The sequence below is a fragment of the Stenotrophomonas sp. genome (assembly GCF_031995405.1).
Classification (GTDB): domain Bacteria; phylum Pseudomonadota; class Gammaproteobacteria; order Xanthomonadales; family Xanthomonadaceae; genus Stenotrophomonas.
Genome location: NZ_DAMAGC010000003.1, coordinates 1 through 18,728, shown reverse-complemented (window position 1 = coordinate 18,728; position 18,728 = coordinate 1). Strand labels below are relative to the sequence as shown.

The following is an 18,728-nucleotide window of genomic DNA, read 5'->3' as shown; positions in this document are numbered from 1 at the left end:
TTGGCGGGACACGCTGCAAGTACGTCCTTGTAAGCTCGCATGCGCCATCCATGGCGCATGACGGTCCCGCCAACCCACCCGTATCCGCCCTTTGACAGTGTGCGGGTGCGCGATAAAGAAGCAGACGCAGTGGTGCTGTCGCCGTGTCGCTCGGCGTCCCGCTCTTCCCGTGGCCGCCGGCCCACTATCTGGGGCGGGGGCGTGTGGGGTCGCGGGACCGTCGTGCGCCATGGATGGCGCACGCGAGCCTACAGGGACGTACTTGCGGCGTGTCCCGCGACCCCATACGCCCCCGCCCAACTCCAGGCACAAGAGCCGGTGCCGGCGCTTGCTTGTTCGTACCCAAGCCGCGCACTGAAGATCGAAGATTGAAGCGTTACGCCGCCTGCGCCAATCGCAAAAACTCCTCAGCCCCGACCGGCCGCCCCAGGTGGTAGCCCTGCAGCAGATCGCAGCCCATGTCGCTCAGGTACTGCCGTTGCCCTGCGGTCTCCACGCCTTCGGCGACGATCCGCAACTGCAGTGAACGGCCGAGCGCGATGATCGACGACACGATCGCGGCGTCTTCGGCGTTGTCTTCCAGATCGTGCACGAACGCGCGGTCGATCTTCAGCTCGGTGGCCGGCATCCGCTTGAGATACAGCAGGCTCGAGTACCCGGTGCCGAAGTCGTCGATGGAAATGTTCACCCCCATCGCCGTCAGCCCGTGCAGGATCAGCAGGCTGGCCTCGACGTCCTTCATCGCCGTCGTCTCGGTCACTTCCAGCGTCAGGTGGCGCGGGTCGAGGCCGTGCTTGTCCAGGGTCTGCCTGACCGTGTCCAGCAGCGTGCTCGACGCGAACTGCAGCGGCGACAGGTTCACCGCCATCGACCACTCCACATGCCCGGCATCGTGCCACTGGCGCAGCTGCGCGCAGGCCCGGTCCAGCACCCAGTCACCGAGGGGCAGGATCAGCCCGCTGCGCTCGGCCACCGGAATGAACGTGTCCGGGCCCAGCAGGCCCAGCTCCGGGTGCTGCCAGCGCACCAGTGCCTCGGCGCCGATCAGCGGTTGCCCGCTGGCCGGGAACTTGGGCTGGTAGTGCAGCACCAGCTCGTTGCGGTTGATCGCGCGGCGCAGCTCCTGCAGCAGCTTGAGCTGGCGGTTGGCGCTGACATGCATCGACTCGGTGAAGAACGTATAGCCGTTCCGGCCCGCATCCTTGGTGTGGTACATCGCCGCGTCGGCGTGCGCCATCAGTTCGCGCTCGGTCGTGGCATCGGCCGGGTACAGCGCGATGCCCAGGCTGGCCGTCACCTGCAGTTCCAGTGTGTCGATGAGGAACGGCTCGCCCACGCTGGCAATGATCCGCTCGGCCACCACCGCCGCGTCTTCCGGATCGTCCACCTGGAACACGATGACGAACTCGTCGCCGCCCAGCCGCGCGAACGTATCCTGACCGCGCAGCAGTGCGCCGACGCGCTCGCTCATCTGGATCAGCAGCTTGTCGCCGAGCTGGTGGCCGTAGGCGTCGTTGATCGCCTTGAAGCCATCCAGGTCGCAGAACATCACCGCGAAGCTGAACTGCCGACGTTGCGCCTTCTCGATCGCCTGTTCGATGCGGTCCTGCAGCAGCATGCGGTTGGGCAGCTGGGTCAACGGATCGTGCAGCGCGGCCTGCAGCAGCTTTTCATTGGCGTGGGCCAGCGAATCGGCAAGCAGGCCGGTGCGGGTGCGCATCTGCCGGTCGAATACCGAGGACAGCAGCGCGATGCCCAGCGTCGCCAGCGTCGTGACGATGACCAGCACGGCCAACCACTTGGCGTCGATGCCGTCCCCATACGCTGCCCCGCAGATACTGCCGGCCGGGAAGCTGGCCGCCGCCATGCCGGTGTAGTGCATGCCCACGATAGCCAGGCCCATCACCAGCGAGGCCAGGCCGCGCAGCAGGAACGCGCGGCGCTGCTCCAGGCGCAGACGGAAGGCGATCCACAGCGCCGCACCGGCCGCGCCGATGGCGATCAGCAGCGAGAGGGTGAACCAGAACGGGTCGTAGTCGATGCCCGGCTGCATGCGCAGGGCCGCCATCCCCAGGTAATGCATGGCCGCGATGCCCAGGCCCATCAGCACCGCGCCGGCGACCAGCCGCGCCCAAGGCAGCGCCGGGCGCGAGACCAGCCACAGCGCATACGCCGAGGCGCCCACCGACACCGCCAGCGAGAACAGGGTGATGCCCAGGTCGTAGCCGACCGGGATCGGCAGGTGGAAGGCGAGCATGCCGATGAAGTGCATCGACCAGATGCCCAGCCCCATCGCGCCCGCGCCACCGGCCAGCCACCAGCGGGCCACACGCCCCTGGGTGCTGGCCAGCCGGCCGGCCATGTCCAGCGCCGTGTACGAGGCGAGGATGGCAACCAGCAGCGAGAAGACGACAAGACTCTGGCTGTAGGTGCCGGTCATGGGAAAAGCCTGGATGAAGTGGGGAAGGGCGATGGCCCGCCGCAGTATCGGCACGGGCGCGGGGAACTTGAGCGCCGCTGGCAGCGCGTCTCGGTTGTTGCGACGCGGCTCGGCTATCCTGCCGGACAATTGATGAAGTGGACGTGGACATGGCCAAGCGACTCACCGCCTACGTGTGCAGCGAATGCGGCGCCGAATATAGCAAGTGGCAAGGCCAGTGCACCGAGTGCGGGGTCTGGAACGTGCTGACCGAGATCACGCTGGAAAGCGCGGCGGCGGCCAAGTCGCCGGCTTCGCGCCGTTCCGGCTGGGCCGGCAAGGTCGATGCGCCGAAGATCATGGCGCTCAAGGACGTCCAGCAGACCGAACACCTGCGCGTGAGTACCGGCATCGGCGAGTTCGACCGCGTGCTGGGCGGCGGCCTGGTCGAAGGTGCGGTGATCCTGGTCGGTGGCGATCCGGGCATCGGCAAGTCGACCCTGCTGCTGCAGGCGGTGGCGAAGATGGCCGCGACCCTGCCGGTGCTGTACATCACCGGCGAGGAATCGCTGTCGCAGGTGGCCGGCCGCGCGGTGCGGCTGGACCTGCCGCTGGACAACGTCAACGCGCTGGCCGAAACCCAGGTGGAGGCGATCCTGCAGCATGCCAGCGTGGCCCGCCCGAAGCTGATCGTGGCCGACTCGGTGCAGACGCTGTGGACCGAGTCGCTCACCGCCGCGCCGGGCTCGGTGAGCCAGGTGCGCGAAAGCGCCGCGCGGCTGGTGCGCTTTGCCAAGGAAACCGGCACCGCCGTGTTCCTGGTCGGCCACGTCACCAAGGAAGGCGGCATCGCCGGCCCGCGCGTGCTCGAACACATGGTCGATGCGGTGCTGTACTTCGAGGGCGAGAGCGGTAGCCGCTTCCGCCTGCTGCGCGCGTTCAAGAACCGCTTCGGCGCGGTCAACGAGCTGGGTGTGTTCGCGATGGGCGAGAAGGGCCTGAAGGAAGTCTCCAATCCCTCGGCGATCTTCCTCTCCGGGGGCAGCACCCAGCAGCCGGGCAGCTGCGTGATGGTGACCCGCGAAGGCACCCGCCCGCTGCTGGTGGAAGTGCAGGCGCTGGTGGATACCTCGCCGCTGTCCAACCCGCGCCGTGTCGCGGTAGGCCTGGAGCAGAACCGGCTGGCGATGCTGTTGGCGGTGCTGCACCGGCACGGCGGCGTGCTCACTGGCGACCAGGACGTGTTCGTCAATGTGGTCGGTGGCATCCGTGTGCAGGAAACCGCGGTGGATCTGCCGGTGCTGCTGGCGGTGCTGTCCTCGCTGCAGGACCGGCCGCTGGCCGAGAAGACCATTGCTTTCGGCGAGGTCGGCCTGTCCGGCGAAATCCGCCCGGTGCCCAATGGCGAGGATCGCCTCCGTGAAGCGGCCACCCATGGCTTCAAGCGCGCGATCGTGCCCAAGGCCAACGCGCCGAAGACCGGTAGCGTGAAGGGCATGGAAGTGATTGCGGTGGAGCGGTTGTCCGAGGCGATCGAGGCGATCTGAACGCGCTGTTTCCGATGCACCCGCCGCGCAGGCAATGCGCGGCTGGGCTGTGCTAGTTTTCCACTCCTGAAATCCTCGTTCCAGCGCGTATCCCCGCCGGGGTGCGCCCGCCAGAGAAAACGATTCCATGCAAGAGACCCCCCTGGATGCACAGGGCGCCAGCGAGATCCGTCGCGCCGGTGTCGACCTCAACGGATTGATGACTGTCCTTGGCAAGCATCTGTATTCCACCCCGGTGGTGGCACTGCGCGAACTGGTGCAGAACGCGCACGATTCGCTGGTACGACGGCGCCTGGAACAGGCCGACTGGCAGGAGCCGGGCCGGATCGAAGTGCACGGCGATGCGGTCAACGGCATCGTACGCATCATCGATACCGGCGCCGGGCTTACCCAGCAGGAAATCCACGATTACCTGGCCACGGTTGGCGTGGGTTATACCCGTGGCCTGCGCCAGGCCGGCGAGGACGACGAAGGCCTGATCGGCATGTTCGGGCTGGGCTTCCTGTCCGCGTTCGTGCTGGCGCGCCGGGTGACCGTGCGCACCACCTCCTACCAGCAGCCGACGCTGGGCCACTGCTATGTCTCGAACAACGCCGAGCAGTACACGGTGTCCCCGATCCCGGCGCGCGCGGTCGGCACCGAAGTGGTGCTGGAGCTGCATGGCAGTTACGTGCACCTGGCGCAGGAGCAGAACCTGCGCGACATCCTCGGCCGCTACTGCGCGCTGCTGGGCGAGCCGATCCACATCGGCCAGGATGCGCGTGCGATCAACCCCGAGCCGCCGCCGTGGCGCCCGCAGGCCGGCGTGGTCATGCACCCGCTGCAGGCGCAGCGCCGCGGCCTGGAGTTCGCCGCGCATTTCGAGCGCAGCTTCGAGCCGATCGCCTGCATGCCGCTGCGCGCCGATGGCGGCAGCGACGCGGTGGGCCTGCTCTGGGTTCAGGACGGCGCCACCTACGGCACCAGCGACAACCGCAACCTGTCGGTGTTCGTGCGCGGCATGCTGCTCGACGACGACGCGCGCGACCTGCTGCCGCCCTGGGCCGGTTTCATCGGCGGCGTGATCGAATCCAGCCGGTTGACCCCTACCGCCAGCCGCGAGGACCTGCAGCGCGATGAAACCTACAGCGCAGTCCAGCATGCATTGGGCGAGGCGCTCATCGACGGGCTGGTGGAGATCGCACGGCAGCAGCCGGAGGCCTGGCGACGCATTCTGGTGCGGCACAACGAAGCGCTGTTGGGCGCCTCGCTGTGCGATGAGCGCCTGTTCCAATTGCTGCTTGAACACGTGCGCGTGCCAAGCTCGCAGGGCGACATCAAGGCAAGCGAACTGCCGTCGCGCGGTGCGGTCCACGTGATCCTGGACAGCGGCGGCGGTTTCGAGGAAATGCTGTTCCGCGCGATGGGCGTGCCGGTGGCGCATGGCAACCGTTACGCGGTGGTGCCGTTCCTGCGCCGCTGGACCCAGGCCAAGGGCATGCGCCTGGTGGAGCTGGGCACCGAACAAGGCAACCGCGCGCTGTTCCGCACCACTACGCTGCCCGAGGCGGAAATGGACTGGTTGCAGACCCACCTGGGTGACGGTGAGCAATTGTTGCCGGCGCATTTCAGCCCGGCCGAGCTGCCAGTGGTGGTGGTGCCCGATCGCGAGGCCGAGCTGAAACGCCGTCTGGAAGACGACGAAAACGACAAGCGCGTGTCAATGGCCGCGCTGCGGCTGGCGCGCCAGTTCACCGCCCGGATCGTCGCGCGCGCACCCTCGCGCCTGTACCTCAACCTGGACAACCCCGCCGTGCAGGCGTTGCTGGCGGCGATGCGCGCCGGCAACCCGCAGGCCGAGTCCGCCGCGCGCCTGCTGCGCTCGCTGAAGGTGATCGTCAGTGCGCAGGGGCGCGCCCAGGACGGCGGCGCGGCCAGCAACGACCTCAACCGCGCGTTCGGCGACATCGCCGATGCCCTGCAGCAGATGCTGCAGGCGCGCTGATATTCCTTTTCATCATCATTACGTACTGCAGGACGATACGACCGCATGGATATCTGGAACTGGGTGGAAAAACTTCAGGACGATCTTGGCGAAGCCGGGCAGGCGCAGAGCGCACAGCTGCTGACGCGCTTGACCGATGAGGTCTGCGAACTGCGCCTGGACCGTGTGGATGCCCTGCTGCCCGAGGCGCGCGCATTGGGCAAGACGCTGGGCAATCCGTGGCTGGAGGTGTTCGTCGGCCATTGGGACATGCGCAACCGCGTCGGCAACCGCCTGGAGGGCGAGTCTGCGCTGGGCGACGCTGTGGCGCTGTTCGAGCGCGCGCACCGTGCCGACACGGTGGAGTGCCCGCAGTCGGTCTGCGTCACCCAGGACCTGGCGGCCTGTTACGGCAACATCGACGGCCCCGGCTGGGTGCCCGAGCGCATCGAGGTCTGCGAGGAAACGCTGGCGCGGATCAATCCGAGCTGGGCGTGCTTCCAGTGCCTCAGCTGCGAGAAGGCCGATGCGTTGCTGGACGACGGCAACAGCCAGGGGGCCCTGGATTACCTGGACGTGCAGGCCGGCACCGTGCTGGCGCATGGCGGCAAGGTGTACGACAGCTTCCCGGAAATGCGCATCAAGATCCTGCTCGCCAGCGGCCGCGCGGCCGAGGCGCTGGCATTGATCAACGCGCGCCAGGCCGAAGTGGATGCCGAGGGCGACTATGAGCCGGCAAACTGCACCATCCCGCGCAAACTGTCGCGCGCATGGGCGCTGGCGCAGCTGGGGCGCGATGAAGAAGCGCTGGCATCGCTGGTGCCGTGGAACCAGTTGTCGCCGAATTACCGCCGCATGTGGGCGCATACGGTGGCGCTGCTGGTGCGCAACGCACCCGAGCGCAACAGCTGGGACCTGGGCCGCCGGCTCAGCGCGACCCTGGCGCATTACGCAGAGGTCGGCGCGCACCGCTTCGTGATCGAGATCGCCGGACTCTGCGTGGACATGGCGCTGCAGCGCGGCGCGGTGTGGACCGCACGGCGCCACCTGGCGCTGGCCCGGGAGCACCTGGGCAGCCTGCGCCAGGACCGCGGTGCAAGCGAGGCCGTGGCCGCGATGGCTGCGCGCATCGATGCCGCCCCCGGCGCGGCGGCGTTGCCGGTGCCCGCCGAGGGCTTGCTGGACTGGCTGGTCGAACAGGGCGAACAGGGCGACGGGCGCGACCCCGAACGCGAGGCGCAATGGTTGCTGCAGGGCGTGGAGCAGCGTCCCGACGACGCGGCGATGCTGGATGTCGCCGCCTCGGCGCTGAATGCCTGCGGCGCCGAGAATGAAGCGATTGCGTTGCTGTGGGCGTTCGTCGAGCGTCACGGACATGAGGATGCCCCCCCGGCGTACTCCTTGATGGGCCTGCTGGTGCAGCGTGGCGACCAGGCCGGGCTGGATCGCCTGGCGCAGCATTACCAGGCGCGGGTGCCGGTGTTCGCACTGTGGTGCCAGGCGCAGATGGCGCACAAGCTCTCCGACTGGCCCGCGTTGGAGCAGGCGTGCAGCGCGCTGCTGGCACTGTCGCCGCAGTCGCATGCCGCCCGCAACCTGCTGGCGATGGCCCTGATGGCCATGCAGCGCTTCCAGGACGCGGCCGCGCAGTACCGCCACCTCACCGAGGTACTGGAAGAGCCGCGCAGCGCGCACTGGGACCACATGACCGCCGCCAGTGCCGCCCGCGACTGGGCCGCCGTGCGCGGTTCGGCAGCGGCCATCGGCATGGAACTGAAAAGCACCGATGGCCCGGTCGAGGAATCCTTCGGCTGGGTGATCATCCGCTGCGCGGACGGCGGCGAGCCGATCGAATACTATGCGCGCCGCACCGGCCCGGTCACCGCGCGCATCGTCGAGAACGCGCCGGCCAACCGCCGCCAGCGCGTGAACGACTGGGTGGTGTTCGACGCCGAACTGGTCCATCCGGCACCGGAGGACGAGCAGGAGCGCGAGCGCTTCATGCCCACCTACGCCGAAGTCCACCTTCTCCAGAGCGGTGGCTATGCGGGCAGCTGGCTGGTCGATGGCGTGCACCCCGGTGAAGATGCGTGGACCGCGTTCTCCGAGGCAGTGGAGGCCCGGGGCTGGAAGCTGTGGACGCACAGCCCGGACGACTACCAGCTCACCGATGCCCAAGGCGACAATGCGCCGCTGCCGGGCGTGCTGTTCACCGTGGCGCAGCCCCAGGAACAGCCGCCGCTGGACCTGCACCGGTTCCTGCTCGAGGCCACCGCGCACTGGCCGCACCGGCTGTGCTGGCTGCGCCTGGCCGAGGCCTGCGGCCAGGACGAGCAGCGTCATGTAGACGTGATCGAGCGCTACGGTCTGTAAGCGTCACGCCGGGTGCGCCACTGGGGCGCCCGGCCCATCCACAGGGGAGGGAACGGAATATGCGGACACCCGGCTGGAAGATTTACGGCGGCATGGCGCTGATGGCGCTGTGCGTGCCGGTAGGACAGGCCGCGCCGGCGTGTGACGACCCGGTGGCGGTGGCGCGCCGGTTCCAGCAGGCCAGTGTGGGCGATCTGCTGGCGACGCCGGCGGAGGTGCTGACGCTCGCATTGGGCAGGCTTTTCGACGAGGAACGCGCCTGCCAGAGGCGCGAGCAGGGGATCTGCCATCTCGACAGCGATCCGTGGCTGGATGGCCAGGATGGCGAGATCGATGCACCGTTCGAGTTCGCGCGCGTGGCAGGCAGCGCGGCAGGCGTGGCCACGGTGGAGGTGCGTTATGCGGTCTGGGGCGAGCCCTACCGGGCCCGGTTGTCACTACGGCAGCGTGGCGATGGGTGCTGGGGCGTGGATGACATGATCACCCAGCGTGGCAGCCGCCTGCGCGATCAGCTGACCGAACCGCTGTAGCTGCCTAGCGTGCTCGCCCGAACACCAGCTCGATGACGAACTGGCTGCCGAAGAACGCCAGCAGGAGCAGCGCCATCGCGGTCAGCGTCCAGTGCACGGCCTTCGCGCCGCGCCAGCCGTAACGGCGACGGCCGATCAGCAGGGTGCCGAACACGATCCACGACAGCACGCTGAGCACGGTTTTGTGCACCAGCTTCTGCGCCAGCAGGTCGTCGACGAACAGCACGCCGGTGACCAGGGTCAGGGTGAGCAGCGCAAAGCCGACCGCGATCACCCGGAACAGCAGCGATTCCAGATCGGCCAGCGGCGGCAGGGCGCGCAGCCACGGCCGGAAATCGCGGCGGCGCAACGCGCGCTCCTGCAGCCACAACATGATCGCCAACAACGCGGCCACGCTCAGGGTGGCGTAGGCCAACAGCGCCGTCCACGCGTGGGTGGCCAGCTGCCAGCCCAGCGGTCGGCTCGGCGCGTGGCCGTAGGCGTGATAGGCCCACAGCACCGCCGCGGCCATCGGAAATACCAGCACGCCCAGCGCCGCCATGCGTCCGCGCGCGGCCACCAGCGAGGTCAGCCAGGCCATGCCGAGCCCGACCAGAGACAGCGCGGCGAAGAAATGCATGTCCGGGCCACCGGTGGTACGCATCGCCACCAGCACGTGGTAACCGCCGTGCAGCAGCATCGCCGGCAGCGCCGGCCACAGCCAGGCCGGGGAGGTCACCGCATCATCGCGGACCACCGCGCGCACCAGCAGGCCGGTGGCGGTCAGGTACAGCAGGGTCGCGATGAGAACGATTGTCATCGTTCCAGTTTCGCATACCCCCCGGCCACTGGCGATGCCTGCGGCCACGGGCCGCAGGCGCGCGCCGGGGCGCTTGGTGGACCGGCTATACTGTGCGTCTCTCTGTCTTTCGTTCTGAACAGGTTGCCTCCATGTTCGAGTCCCTGACCCAGCGCCTCTCCGGCACCATCGAGCGGCTGCGCGGCCGCGGTCGCCTCACCGAGGAAAACATCCGCGAGGCCACCCGCGAAGTCCGCATCGCGCTGCTTGAAGCCGACGTCGCCCTGCCGGTCGTGCAGGCGCTGGTCGAGCGCATCAAGGTGCGCGCGGTCGGCCAGGAAGTGCTCAAGTCGCTGACCCCCGGCCAGGCGCTGATCAAGATCGTGCGCGACGAGCTGACCACGGTGATGGGCTCGGCGGCCTCCGACCTCAACCTCAACGTGCCGGCCCCGGCGATCATCCTGATGGCCGGCCTGCAGGGCGCGGGCAAGACCACCACGGTGGGCAAGCTTGCCAAGCACCTGAAGGAAAAGCGCAAGAAGAAGGTGATGGTGGTGTCGGCCGACGTTTACCGTCCGGCCGCGATCGAGCAGCTCAAGACCCTGGCCGACCAGGTCGGCGTGCTGTTCTTCCCGTCCAGTGCCGACCAGAAGCCCGAAGCCATCGTGCGCGCGGCCATCGACGATGCGCGCAAGTCGTTCGTCGATGTGCTCATCGTCGATACCGCCGGCCGCCTGGCCATCGACGAAGCGATGATGGCCGAGATCAAGGCGCTGCACGCCGCGGTCAACCCGGCGGAAACGCTGTTCGTGGTCGACGCGATGACCGGCCAGGACGCGGCCAACACCGCCAAGGCCTTCGGCGAAGCGCTGCCGCTGACCGGCGTGGTGCTGACCAAGACCGACGGTGACGCCCGTGGCGGTGCCGCGCTGAGCGTGCGCTACATCACCGGCAAGCCGATCAAGTTCGTCGGTGTCAGCGAGAAGCCCGACGGCCTGGATGTGTTCCATCCGGACCGTATCGCCAGCCGCATCCTGGACATGGGCGACGTGCTGTCGCTGGTGGAACAGGTCGAGCAGCAGGTCGACAAGGACAAGGCCCAGAAGCTGGCCGAGAAGGTCGCCAAGGGCAAAAAGTTCGACCTCAACGACATGCGCGACCAGCTCGAGCAGATGCAGAACATGGGCGGCATCGGCGGCCTGATGGACAAGCTGCCGGGCCTGGGCCAGATTCCCGAGCACCTCAAGCAGCAGGTCAGCCAGGGCAAGGAAGTGCCGCGCATGATCGCGATCATCAACTCGATGACCAAGAAGGAACGCCGCAACCCGGGCCTGCTCAACGGCTCGCGCCGCGCCCGCATCGCACGCGGTTCCGGCCTGACCCCGACCGACGTCAACAAGCTCATGAAGCAGTACCAGCAGATGGAAAAGATGATGAGCAAGATGGCCGGCGGCGGCATGAAGGGCATGATGCGCAGCATGAAGGGGATGATGGGCGCCATGGGCGGTCGCGGCGGCCTGCCGTTCCGCTGAGTTTCCCCGCAGTGCATGCCGGGGCGGGGCGGTGCGGCGTATGCTGGCACCGTCTCCTTCCCCAGGTGCGCCGAGCGTGAGCCAGTCATCCATCCTCGAACGCGCCGACAGCTTCTGTCGGCGTTTTGCATTGCAGGCCCCGATCCTGCTGGCGCCGATGGCCGGCGCCTGCCCCGTGCCGTTGTCAGCCGCGCTGGCCAACGCCGGCAGCATGGGCGCGATGGGCGCGGTGCTGTCGCAGCCGCAGGACATCGTGGCGTGGATGACCGACTTCCGTGCGCAGTCCAGCGGGCCGGCGCAGGTCAATGTGTGGATACCCGATCCGCTGCCCAGGCGTGATGCCGATGCAGAAGCGGCCAGCCGCCGCTTCCTCGCGCAATGGGGCCCGGAGGTGCCGGCCACTGCCGGCGATGCGGGCCCGGCCGATTTCGATGCGCAGTTCGATGCGCTGGTGCGTGCCCGGCCGGCGGTCGCCTCGACCATCATGGGCGTGTTTTCCGCCGCGCAGGTGCAGCGTCTGAACGATGTGGGCATCGCCTGGATTGCCTGTGCCACGACATTGTCCGAGGCGCTCGCCGCGCAGGCCGCCGGTGCCGATGCGGTGGTCGCGCAGGGCGTAGAAGCCGGTGGGCATCGCGGTGCCTTCGATCCCGATGCGGCCGAGCGCCAGCTGGTCGGCTTGTTCGCACTGCTGCCGCGGCTGGCCGACCATCTGGACATCCCGATGATCGCCGCCGGTGGCATTGCCGATGGGCGTGGCATCGCGGCGGCCCTGACCCTGGGCGCCAGCGCGGTGCAGGTGGGCACGGCCTTCCTGCGCACGCCCGAGTGCGCGCTGAATCCGGCCTGGTCGCAGGCCTTGGCCGAGGCCGAGCCGGAAGACACCTGGCCCACGCGTGCCTTCAGTGGTCGCCTCGGCCGTGGCCTGGCCACCGCTTACGTGCGCGCCGCCGCCGCAGCCGATGCCCCTCCACCACGCCCATACCCGGTGCAGCGCGGGCTGACCGCGCCGATGCGCGCGCAGGCCAGCCGCGACAGCAACATCGATGCGATGCAGGCCTGGGCCGGGCAGTCCGCGTGGATGGCGCCGGCGCGCCCGGCGGCCGAGGTGCTGCAGCAGATGTGGTCCGATGCCCGGGCGCTGCTCGGATGAGCCTGTACTGCAACGGCCACCGCGCCAGCGCCGACGACCTGGCCGGCGCGTTGACCAATTACGGACACTTCACCTCGTTGCAGGTGCGTGGCGGGGCGGTGCAGGGCCTGGACCTGCACCTGCAACGGCTGCAGCAGGGCACCGACGAGCTGTTCGGCGTCACCTTGGACCTGGCCCAAGTGCGGGCATGGATGCGGCACGCGCTGCAGTCGGACGACCTGCGCGACGCCTCGCTGCGGGTCACGGTGTTCTCCCGCCAGTTCGATTTCCGCCAGCCGCTGCACGCGGTCGCGGTGGATGTGCTGGTGGCGGTGGGCGCGCCGGTCCACATGCCGGCCGACGCGCGGCGCCTGCGCACGGTGGTGTACCAGCGCGACCTGCCGCACCTCAAGCATGTCGGCACCTTTCCGCTGTTCGAGCAGCGCCGCCGCGCGATGCGCGATGGTGTCGACGATGCGCTGTTCGTGAGCCCCGGCGGGGAGATCGGCGAGGGCACCACCTGGAACATCGCCTTCCAGCGCGGCCAGCAGATCGTGTGGCCGCAGGCCCCGGCCCTGCGCGGCACCCAGGAGCGGCTGTTGCAGGCCGGCTTCGCACCGGAGGTGCAACAGGTGCGTGGGGTGGCCTTGGCCGAGCTGGAGGGCTTTGACGGTGCCATCGCCTGCAACGCGGCCGGGGTCTGGCCGATCGCCGCCATCGACGCGGTGACGTTCGCTGCGTCGGAGGCCTTCTGCCAGCGCGCGCGGGGAATCCTGGAAACCGCCCCGTGGCAACCGATCATGGCCGTTGGCGACGCCGGGTAGGCCCTGTTCAGCTTCGGCCGTCTTCACAGACTTGGAATGACCGCGGGCCGCCGCTATAATCGCCGGCTTACCGCGCCATCCTGGCGACTGGGCAATTGAGGAAACAACACCATGGTCAAGATTCGACTGACCCGCGGCGGCGCCAAGAAGCGTCCCTTCTACCACATCATCGTGACCGACTCGCGCAGCGCCCGTGATGGCCGCAACATCGAGCGCGTCGGTTACTACAACCCGGTGGCCCAGGGTGCGGAATCCCGCATCGTGCTGGACCTGCCGCTGGTCGACAAGTGGGTTGCCAACGGCGCCCAGATGACCGACAAGGTCCGCAACCTGTACAAGGAAGCGACCAAGGCCCAGGCCTCCGCGGCCTGATCCTGAAGGGCCGCGCCTGCCGCGGCCCACCGGTCTATACAGATGAAAGATACCGAGCGCCGCATCCTGCTGGGCAGGATTGTCGGCGCTTTTGGTGTGCGAGGCGAGATCAAGCTCGAGTCCTGGACCGAGCCGCGTACCGCCATTTTCCAATACCAGCCCTGGATCCTGCGTACACCCGCCGGCCAGGAGAGCACCCTCAGCGGCGCGCGTGGACGTCAGTCCGGCAAGCATCTGGTCGCGGTGTTTCCCGATATCACCGACCGCGATGTGGTCGAGGCGATGTACGGGACCGAAGTCTATGTAGCACGCAGCGCGCTGCCACCGCCGAAGCCCGACGAGTATTACTGGGTCGATCTGGAGGGGTTGCAGGTGCGTACCGTCGATGGCGTCGAACTTGGGCGGGCTTCGCACCTGTTCTCGACCGGCTCCAACGACGTGCTGGTGGTGCAGGGCGACCGTGAGCGGATGATTCCGTTCGTGCAGCCGGATTTCGTGGTGTCGGTGGATTTCGAGGCCAACCTGATCGTGGTCGACTGGGACCCGGAGTTCTGACCGGGTGCGCATCGACGTCATCACCTTGTTCCCGGAGTTCATGGCGCAGTCGGCCGCGCTGGGCGTGGTCGGCCGTGCGGCCGAGCGCGGCCTGCTCGACCTGCACGGCTGGAATCCGCGTGACTACGCCGCCGGCAACTACCGCCGGGTGGACGACCGTCCCTTCGGGGGTGGCCCGGGCATGGTCATGCTGATCGAGCCGTTGCGCGCCTGTCTGGCTGCGGCCAAGGCGGCTGATCCGGCGCCCGCGCCGGTGATCTACCTCAGCCCGCAGGGCAGGCCGCTGACCCAGGCCAGGGTTCGCGAACTGGCGGCCCTGCCACGGATGATCCTGCTGTGCGGCCGCTATGAAGGCATCGATGAGCGCTTCCTCGAGGCCGAGGTCACCGAGGAAATCTCGCTCGGCGATTACGTCCTGTCCGGCGGCGAGCTGGGCGCGGCGGTCATCGTCGATGCGGTGACCCGTCTGCAGGAGGGCGCGCTGGGCGATGCCGAATCGGCGGTCCAGGACAGTTTCGAGGGCCCGCAAGGGCTGTTGGACTGCCCGCATTTCAGCCATCCGGCCCAGCATGAATGGGGCGAAGTCCCGGATGTGCTGCGCTCGGGCAACCATGCCGCGATCGCGCGCTGGCGCCGCCAGCAGTCGCTGCTGCGGACCTGGCTGCGGCGTCCGGACCTGCTGGACGAGAGCACGCTGTCCAAGGCCGACCGCAACCTGCTGGAGCAGGCGCGGCAGGCCCTGCCAAAGGATCCGAACCCCTAGCGCAGGGGCCGGTTCTTGTTTACAATTCGGGATTGCCATCGGCCTTTTTGGGTCGAATGGCAGGAATCCCTACAAAAAACGTGCAGCACAGTCCGGTGACTGCATGAGCCCACGTTGTCGAACGACACGACCACCCGAACACTATCGGTGCACCCATGAGCAAGCTGAACAAAACCATCCTCTCGGACTTCGAATCCGCCCAGATCACCCGCGAGCTGCCGAAGTTCAGCCAGGGTGACACCGTCGTCGTCAACGTGAAGGTCAAGGAAGGCAACCGTGAGCGCGTGCAGGCTTACGAAGGCGTCGTGATCGGCACCAAGAACGCCGGCCTGAACTCCGCCTTCACCGTCCGCAAGATCTCGCACGGCTACGGCGTCGAGCGCGTCTTCCAGACCCACAGCGCCATCATCGACTCGGTCGAAGTGAAGCGTCGTGGCAAGGTCCGCGCCGGCAAGCTGTACTACCTGCGCGGCCTGGAAGGCAAGGCTGCCCGCATCAAGGAAGATCTGGCTGCCGCTGCGCAGGCCAAGGCTGCCCGCCTGGCTGCCAAGGCCCAGTAATTCCGCCGACGACTTCGGTTGTCGCGGTACCAGAACGGCCACCTTCGGGTGGCCGTTCTGCGTTTGCAGCCCTGAACATCAGAACCGCGTAGGGGGGCCATGCGCTCCCAGCGTGCGTCGAAGGAAAAAACATGTCGGCTTATCCCGCTCGAATCCGTGCCGCGCTGCAGGTCATGCAGGCCGCAGGCGTCCCCATCCAGATGCAGGCGCCGCTGTTGTACCGGCTGTTGTGGCGGACGGGCCTGGCCGTGCCGCCACCGGTGCTGGCCGGCGTCCTCGCCAACGCCGTGCTGATGGGCGCGATGTTCGCGCTGGGATGGGGGGGGCTGATGTGGCTGTTGTTCGCGCGCAGCACCCTGCTGCCGGCCGCCGGTGTGCTGGGCGGTGCCGGCGTGGCCGGCCTGCTGTTCGGTGGCGCGATGGCGCTGCTGATGCGGTGGCAGCAGCAGCGCTATCGCTTGCCGGCGTGGCGCGAGATCCGCGACGCCGACGCCGGTTAACCCGCGCGGGTTGGCGAGGGCGGCGGCGCGGCCGTTGCCGGTGCTTCCGGGTCCAGGTCGGCCACCGGCGACGGCGGCATCGCCGGCACTTCGGCCGGTGCCGCCATTTCGTTGCGATGGGTTGGCAGCATGTGTGCCTTGCGCCAGCCGCCCCAGCGGTAATACGCCAGCGACATCAGCATCGCGCAGAACGAGCTGACCGGGAAACTCCACCACACCGCATCGGCGCCCCAGCTGTCCTGGAGCAGTTCGGCGAACGGCACCCGGATGCCCCACAGCGAGGCGGCCAGGATCAGCAGCGGCGGAATCACCGCACCGGTGGAGCGCACCACGCCGGAAATGACGAAGTTGACGCCGAAGAACAGGAACGACCACACCGCGATGTGGTTGAGGTGGCGGGCCACTTCCAGCGACTGGCTGGCTTCGGGCAGGAACAGCGCCAGCGTGTAGCGGTCCAGCAGGATCAGCGGCAGGATCAGCACGCCGGTGAGCAGGAAGTTGTACAGCACGCCGCTGCGGGCGGTGCCGCGCACGCGGTCCCAGTTGCCGGCGCCGACGTTCTGCGCGGCCATCGACGAACACGCCGCGCCGATCGCCATCGCCGGCATCTGCACGTAGGTCCACAGCTGCAGCGATGCACCGTAGGCGGCGGCGGTGTCGGTGCCGTAGCCGTTGACCATGCTCATCATCAGGATCATCGACAGCGAGATCAGCACCATCTGCAGGCCCATCGGCACGCCCTTGACCACCAGCGCGCGCAGGATCGTGGTGTCGATCTTGAACAGCGCCATGTCCTTGCGGCCCAGCCACAACACATGCCGCTTGTTGCGCATGTACCAGAGCAGGCCGATCAGCGACAGGGTCTGCGCGATCAGCGTGGCCCAGGCCGCACCGGCGATGCCCAACCGCGGGAACGGGCCGATGCCGAAGATCAGCAGCGGGTTGAAGCCGATGTCCAGCACCACCGACAGCAGCAGGAAGCGGAACGGGGTGCGTGAATCACCGACGCCGCGCAGTGCCGAACTCAGGAACGCGAACGCGTACAACGTCGGCATCGCCAGGAAGATGATGCGCAGGTACGCCTCGGCCAGCGGCAGCGATTCGGCCGGCGTGCCCATGGCCGCCAGCAGCGGATGGGACAGCCACCAGCCGGCGATCGCGATCACCACCGACAGCCCGATGAAGAAGGTGGCGCTGGTGCCCATCACCCGGCGCGCCTGGAGAATGTCGCGCGCGCCCATCGCCTGGCCGATCAGGATGGTGGCGGCCATGCCGATCCCGAATACCGAGCCGATCAGGAAGAACATGATGTTGTTGGCGTTCGCGGTGGCGGTCAGCGCCGCCTCGCCGAGGAAGCGGCCCACCCAGACCGCATTCACCGACCCGTTCAGCGACTGGGCGATGTTGCCGGCCAGGATCGGCAGGGCGAACAGGAACAGGTTGCGCCCTATCGGGCCGGTGGTCAGGTCAAGCGGCGCTTTGGCCATGTGCTCTGGAGATCAAGCGTGGAGAGCGGCACACTAGCACCAAGCCCGTCAGTGGGATATCGCGATGCGCATCGTCGTGCCGGCCACGTGCCGGCTCCAGGCAATCCGAACCAGGCCGTCGCCGCCCGCCGACCGGCGTCCGATGCATCCGGCTGACCCGTTCATGCCCGCGTTGCTGGCGCTCTTGATTGCCGCCGCGCTGGCCGCATGTTCGAGTACACAGCGCCTGGGCGATGCCCAGGTGCGGCCGATGGACCGACCGGAATGCCAGGTTGGCAGCCAGCGCCGCGATCTGGATGCCGGCGTGCCGGTGCTGATCGGCGGTACCGGATGCCGGGGCAACCCGGACGCGCCCCAACCCTTGAACAAACGACCGGCCAACGCCGTGGAGCTGGGCAAGCAGCATGACTGAAGCAGAATCGTTGGGCGCCAGCGTGCGGCTGGATGTATGGCTGTGGGCCGCGCGCTTTTTCCGCACCCGCAGCCTGGCCAAGCAGGCGGTGGAAACCGGCAAGGTCGATGTGGCCGGGCAGCGCCCGAAATCCTCGCGTGCTGTGCGGGTGGGCGAACAGCTGCAGATCAGCCGCGGCGATGAAACCTTCGACGTGCAGGTGCGAGGCCTGAGCGAGATGCGCGGCCCGGCGCCGGTGGCGCAGCAGCTGTATGCGGAAAGCGAGGCGTCGCGTGCGCGTCGCGCCGAGCTGCGGGCGCAGCGTGCGGCGGCCAGGAACGGCTACCAGCCGCCGGAGCATCGTCCGGACAAACGTGCGCGCCGGCTGATCCGCGCCTTGGGCGACATCGACGCGATCTGAACCTGCGCGCACGTTCGCGTGCGCGCAGGCATTCAAGCGATGCCGACCCGGCGGTTGGCACCGATCGCCGCAGCGAACCGGCCCGGGGCCGGTCCACCCTGTGTTACGCGTGCAGGTCGTAGCGGTCCAGTTCCATCACCCGCGTCCAGGCGGCGACGAAATCCTGCACCAGCTTCTTTTCACCGTCCGCGCTGGCGTAGACCTCGGCGAGGGCGCGCAGCACCGAATTGGAGCCGAACACCAGGTCGGCCCGGCTGCCGGTCCAGCGTCGGTCACCGGTGCTTTCGTAGCCGTCGCCCCCGGCTTTCCACTGTGTGCGCATGTCCAGCAGGTTGACGAAGAAATCGTTGCTCAACGTGCCGGGGCGATCGGTCAGCACGCCCTGTGTATTGCCGTCGACATTGGCCCCCAGCACGCGCAGGCCACCGACCAGCGCGGTCAGTTCCGGCGCGCTCAGGGTAAGCAACTGCGCCTTGTCGATCAGCAGCACTTCGGCGGGCACGCTGTAACGGCCCTTGAGGTAGTTGCGGAAGCCGTCGGCATACGGTTCGAGGACCGCAAACGATTCGACGTCGGTCTGC

18 protein-coding genes are annotated in these 18,728 nt (G+C 68.2%); 14 read left to right on the top strand and 4 right to left on the bottom strand.

What is annotated here, in order from left to right; all coding sequences use genetic code 11:
- Window positions 1–376: 376 nt before the first annotated feature.
- Window positions 377–2,440: an EAL domain-containing protein gene (locus tag RTO53_RS00970; RefSeq protein WP_312236028.1), complete on the bottom strand. Its 2,064-nt coding sequence runs from the start codon at window positions 2,438–2,440 to the stop codon at window positions 377–379.
- A gap of 149 nt (window positions 2,441–2,589) precedes the next feature.
- On the opposite strand from RTO53_RS00970, the gene radA reads away from it, so the two are divergent.
- The 4 genes from radA to RTO53_RS00950 all read left to right on the top strand — a co-directional run bounded on the left by radA (window position 2,590) and on the right by RTO53_RS00950 (window position 8,832).
- The gene (gene radA, locus RTO53_RS00965) at window positions 2,590–3,966 is read left to right on the top strand and encodes a DNA repair protein RadA (protein ID WP_256776424.1); all 1,377 of its coding nucleotides are present in this window, start codon (window positions 2,590–2,592) and stop codon (window positions 3,964–3,966) included.
- Window positions 3,967–4,093: 127 nt separating this feature from the next.
- Window positions 4,094–5,950: an ATP-binding protein gene (locus RTO53_RS00960; protein WP_312236027.1), complete on the top strand. Its 1,857-nt coding sequence runs from the start codon at window positions 4,094–4,096 to the stop codon at window positions 5,948–5,950.
- Between the two features lie 45 nt (window positions 5,951–5,995).
- The gene (locus RTO53_RS00955; RefSeq protein WP_312236026.1) at window positions 5,996–8,302 is read left to right on the top strand and encodes a hypothetical protein; all 2,307 of its coding nucleotides are present in this window, start codon (window positions 5,996–5,998) and stop codon (window positions 8,300–8,302) included.
- Window positions 8,303–8,361: 59 nt separating this feature from the next.
- Window positions 8,362–8,832, top strand: a complete 471-nt coding sequence (locus tag RTO53_RS00950) for a hypothetical protein (RefSeq protein ID WP_312236025.1) — start codon at window positions 8,362–8,364, stop codon at window positions 8,830–8,832.
- A 4-nt stretch (window positions 8,833–8,836) separates the two neighbouring features.
- Here RTO53_RS00950 and ccsA read toward each other — a convergent pair whose 3' ends face one another.
- Window positions 8,837–9,631, bottom strand: a complete 795-nt coding sequence (gene ccsA / locus RTO53_RS00945; protein WP_312236024.1) for a cytochrome c biogenesis protein CcsA — start codon at window positions 9,629–9,631, stop codon at window positions 8,837–8,839.
- A gap of 131 nt (window positions 9,632–9,762) precedes the next feature.
- On the opposite strand from ccsA, the gene ffh reads away from it, so the two are divergent.
- The 8 genes from ffh (at window position 9,763) to RTO53_RS00905 (ending at window position 15,848) form a co-directional block, all read left to right on the top strand.
- A complete protein-coding gene (ffh, locus tag RTO53_RS00940; protein ID WP_312236023.1) occupies window positions 9,763–11,142 on the top strand; it encodes a signal recognition particle protein in 1,380 nt (459 codons plus the stop codon).
- Window positions 11,143–11,218: 76 nt separating this feature from the next.
- Window positions 11,219–12,295, top strand: coding sequence for a nitronate monooxygenase (locus RTO53_RS00935; RefSeq protein ID WP_312236022.1), 1,077 nt, complete (start codon window positions 11,219–11,221; stop codon window positions 12,293–12,295).
- A complete protein-coding gene (locus RTO53_RS00930) occupies window positions 12,292–13,098 on the top strand; it encodes an aminotransferase class IV (RefSeq protein ID WP_312236021.1) in 807 nt (268 codons plus the stop codon). Before RTO53_RS00935 ends, RTO53_RS00930 begins: the two co-directional genes overlap by 4 nt.
- 111 nt (window positions 13,099–13,209) lie before the next feature.
- The gene (gene rpsP, locus RTO53_RS00925) at window positions 13,210–13,470 is read left to right on the top strand and encodes a 30S ribosomal protein S16 (RefSeq protein ID WP_017356068.1); all 261 of its coding nucleotides are present in this window, start codon (window positions 13,210–13,212) and stop codon (window positions 13,468–13,470) included.
- Window positions 13,471–13,512: 42 nt separating this feature from the next.
- Window positions 13,513–14,025 carry a ribosome maturation factor RimM gene (rimM, locus tag RTO53_RS00920; protein WP_256776434.1) on the top strand — a complete coding sequence of 171 codons (513 nt, stop codon included), beginning with the start codon at window positions 13,513–13,515 and terminating at the stop codon, window positions 14,023–14,025.
- A 4-nt stretch (window positions 14,026–14,029) separates the two neighbouring features.
- Entirely contained in the window at window positions 14,030–14,788 is a 759-nt protein-coding gene (gene trmD, locus RTO53_RS00915; RefSeq protein ID WP_312236020.1) for a tRNA (guanosine(37)-N1)-methyltransferase TrmD, read from the top strand.
- A gap of 155 nt (window positions 14,789–14,943) precedes the next feature.
- Complete coding sequence (gene rplS / locus RTO53_RS00910; RefSeq protein ID WP_312236019.1) at window positions 14,944–15,348, top strand: 50S ribosomal protein L19; 405 nt, start codon at window positions 14,944–14,946, stop codon at window positions 15,346–15,348.
- Window positions 15,349–15,479: 131 nt separating this feature from the next.
- Window positions 15,480–15,848 (top strand): DUF6404 family protein, encoded by a 369-nt coding sequence (locus tag RTO53_RS00905; RefSeq protein ID WP_312236018.1) that lies wholly within the window; start codon window positions 15,480–15,482, stop codon window positions 15,846–15,848.
- Here the strand turns inward: RTO53_RS00905 and RTO53_RS00900 are convergent.
- A complete protein-coding gene (locus RTO53_RS00900) occupies window positions 15,845–17,335 on the bottom strand; it encodes an MATE family efflux transporter (RefSeq protein ID WP_312236017.1) in 1,491 nt (496 codons plus the stop codon). The genes RTO53_RS00905 and RTO53_RS00900 overlap by 4 nt on opposite strands.
- 142 nt (window positions 17,336–17,477) lie before the next feature.
- Here RTO53_RS00900 and RTO53_RS00895 point away from each other — a divergent pair, with 142 nt between their 5' ends.
- Both RTO53_RS00895 and RTO53_RS00890 read left to right on the top strand, forming a co-directional pair.
- Complete coding sequence (locus RTO53_RS00895; protein ID WP_312236074.1) at window positions 17,478–17,747, top strand: hypothetical protein; 270 nt, start codon at window positions 17,478–17,480, stop codon at window positions 17,745–17,747.
- On the top strand, window positions 17,740–18,147 hold the full coding sequence (locus tag RTO53_RS00890; RefSeq protein ID WP_312236016.1) for an RNA-binding S4 domain-containing protein: 408 nt from the start codon (window positions 17,740–17,742) through the stop codon (window positions 18,145–18,147). Before RTO53_RS00895 ends, RTO53_RS00890 begins: the two co-directional genes overlap by 8 nt.
- A 103-nt stretch (window positions 18,148–18,250) precedes the next feature.
- Here RTO53_RS00890 and RTO53_RS00885 read toward each other — a convergent pair.
- Window positions 18,251–18,728 (bottom strand): peroxidase family protein (locus tag RTO53_RS00885; protein ID WP_312236015.1); only part of this gene is annotated, 478 nt, incomplete at its 5' end.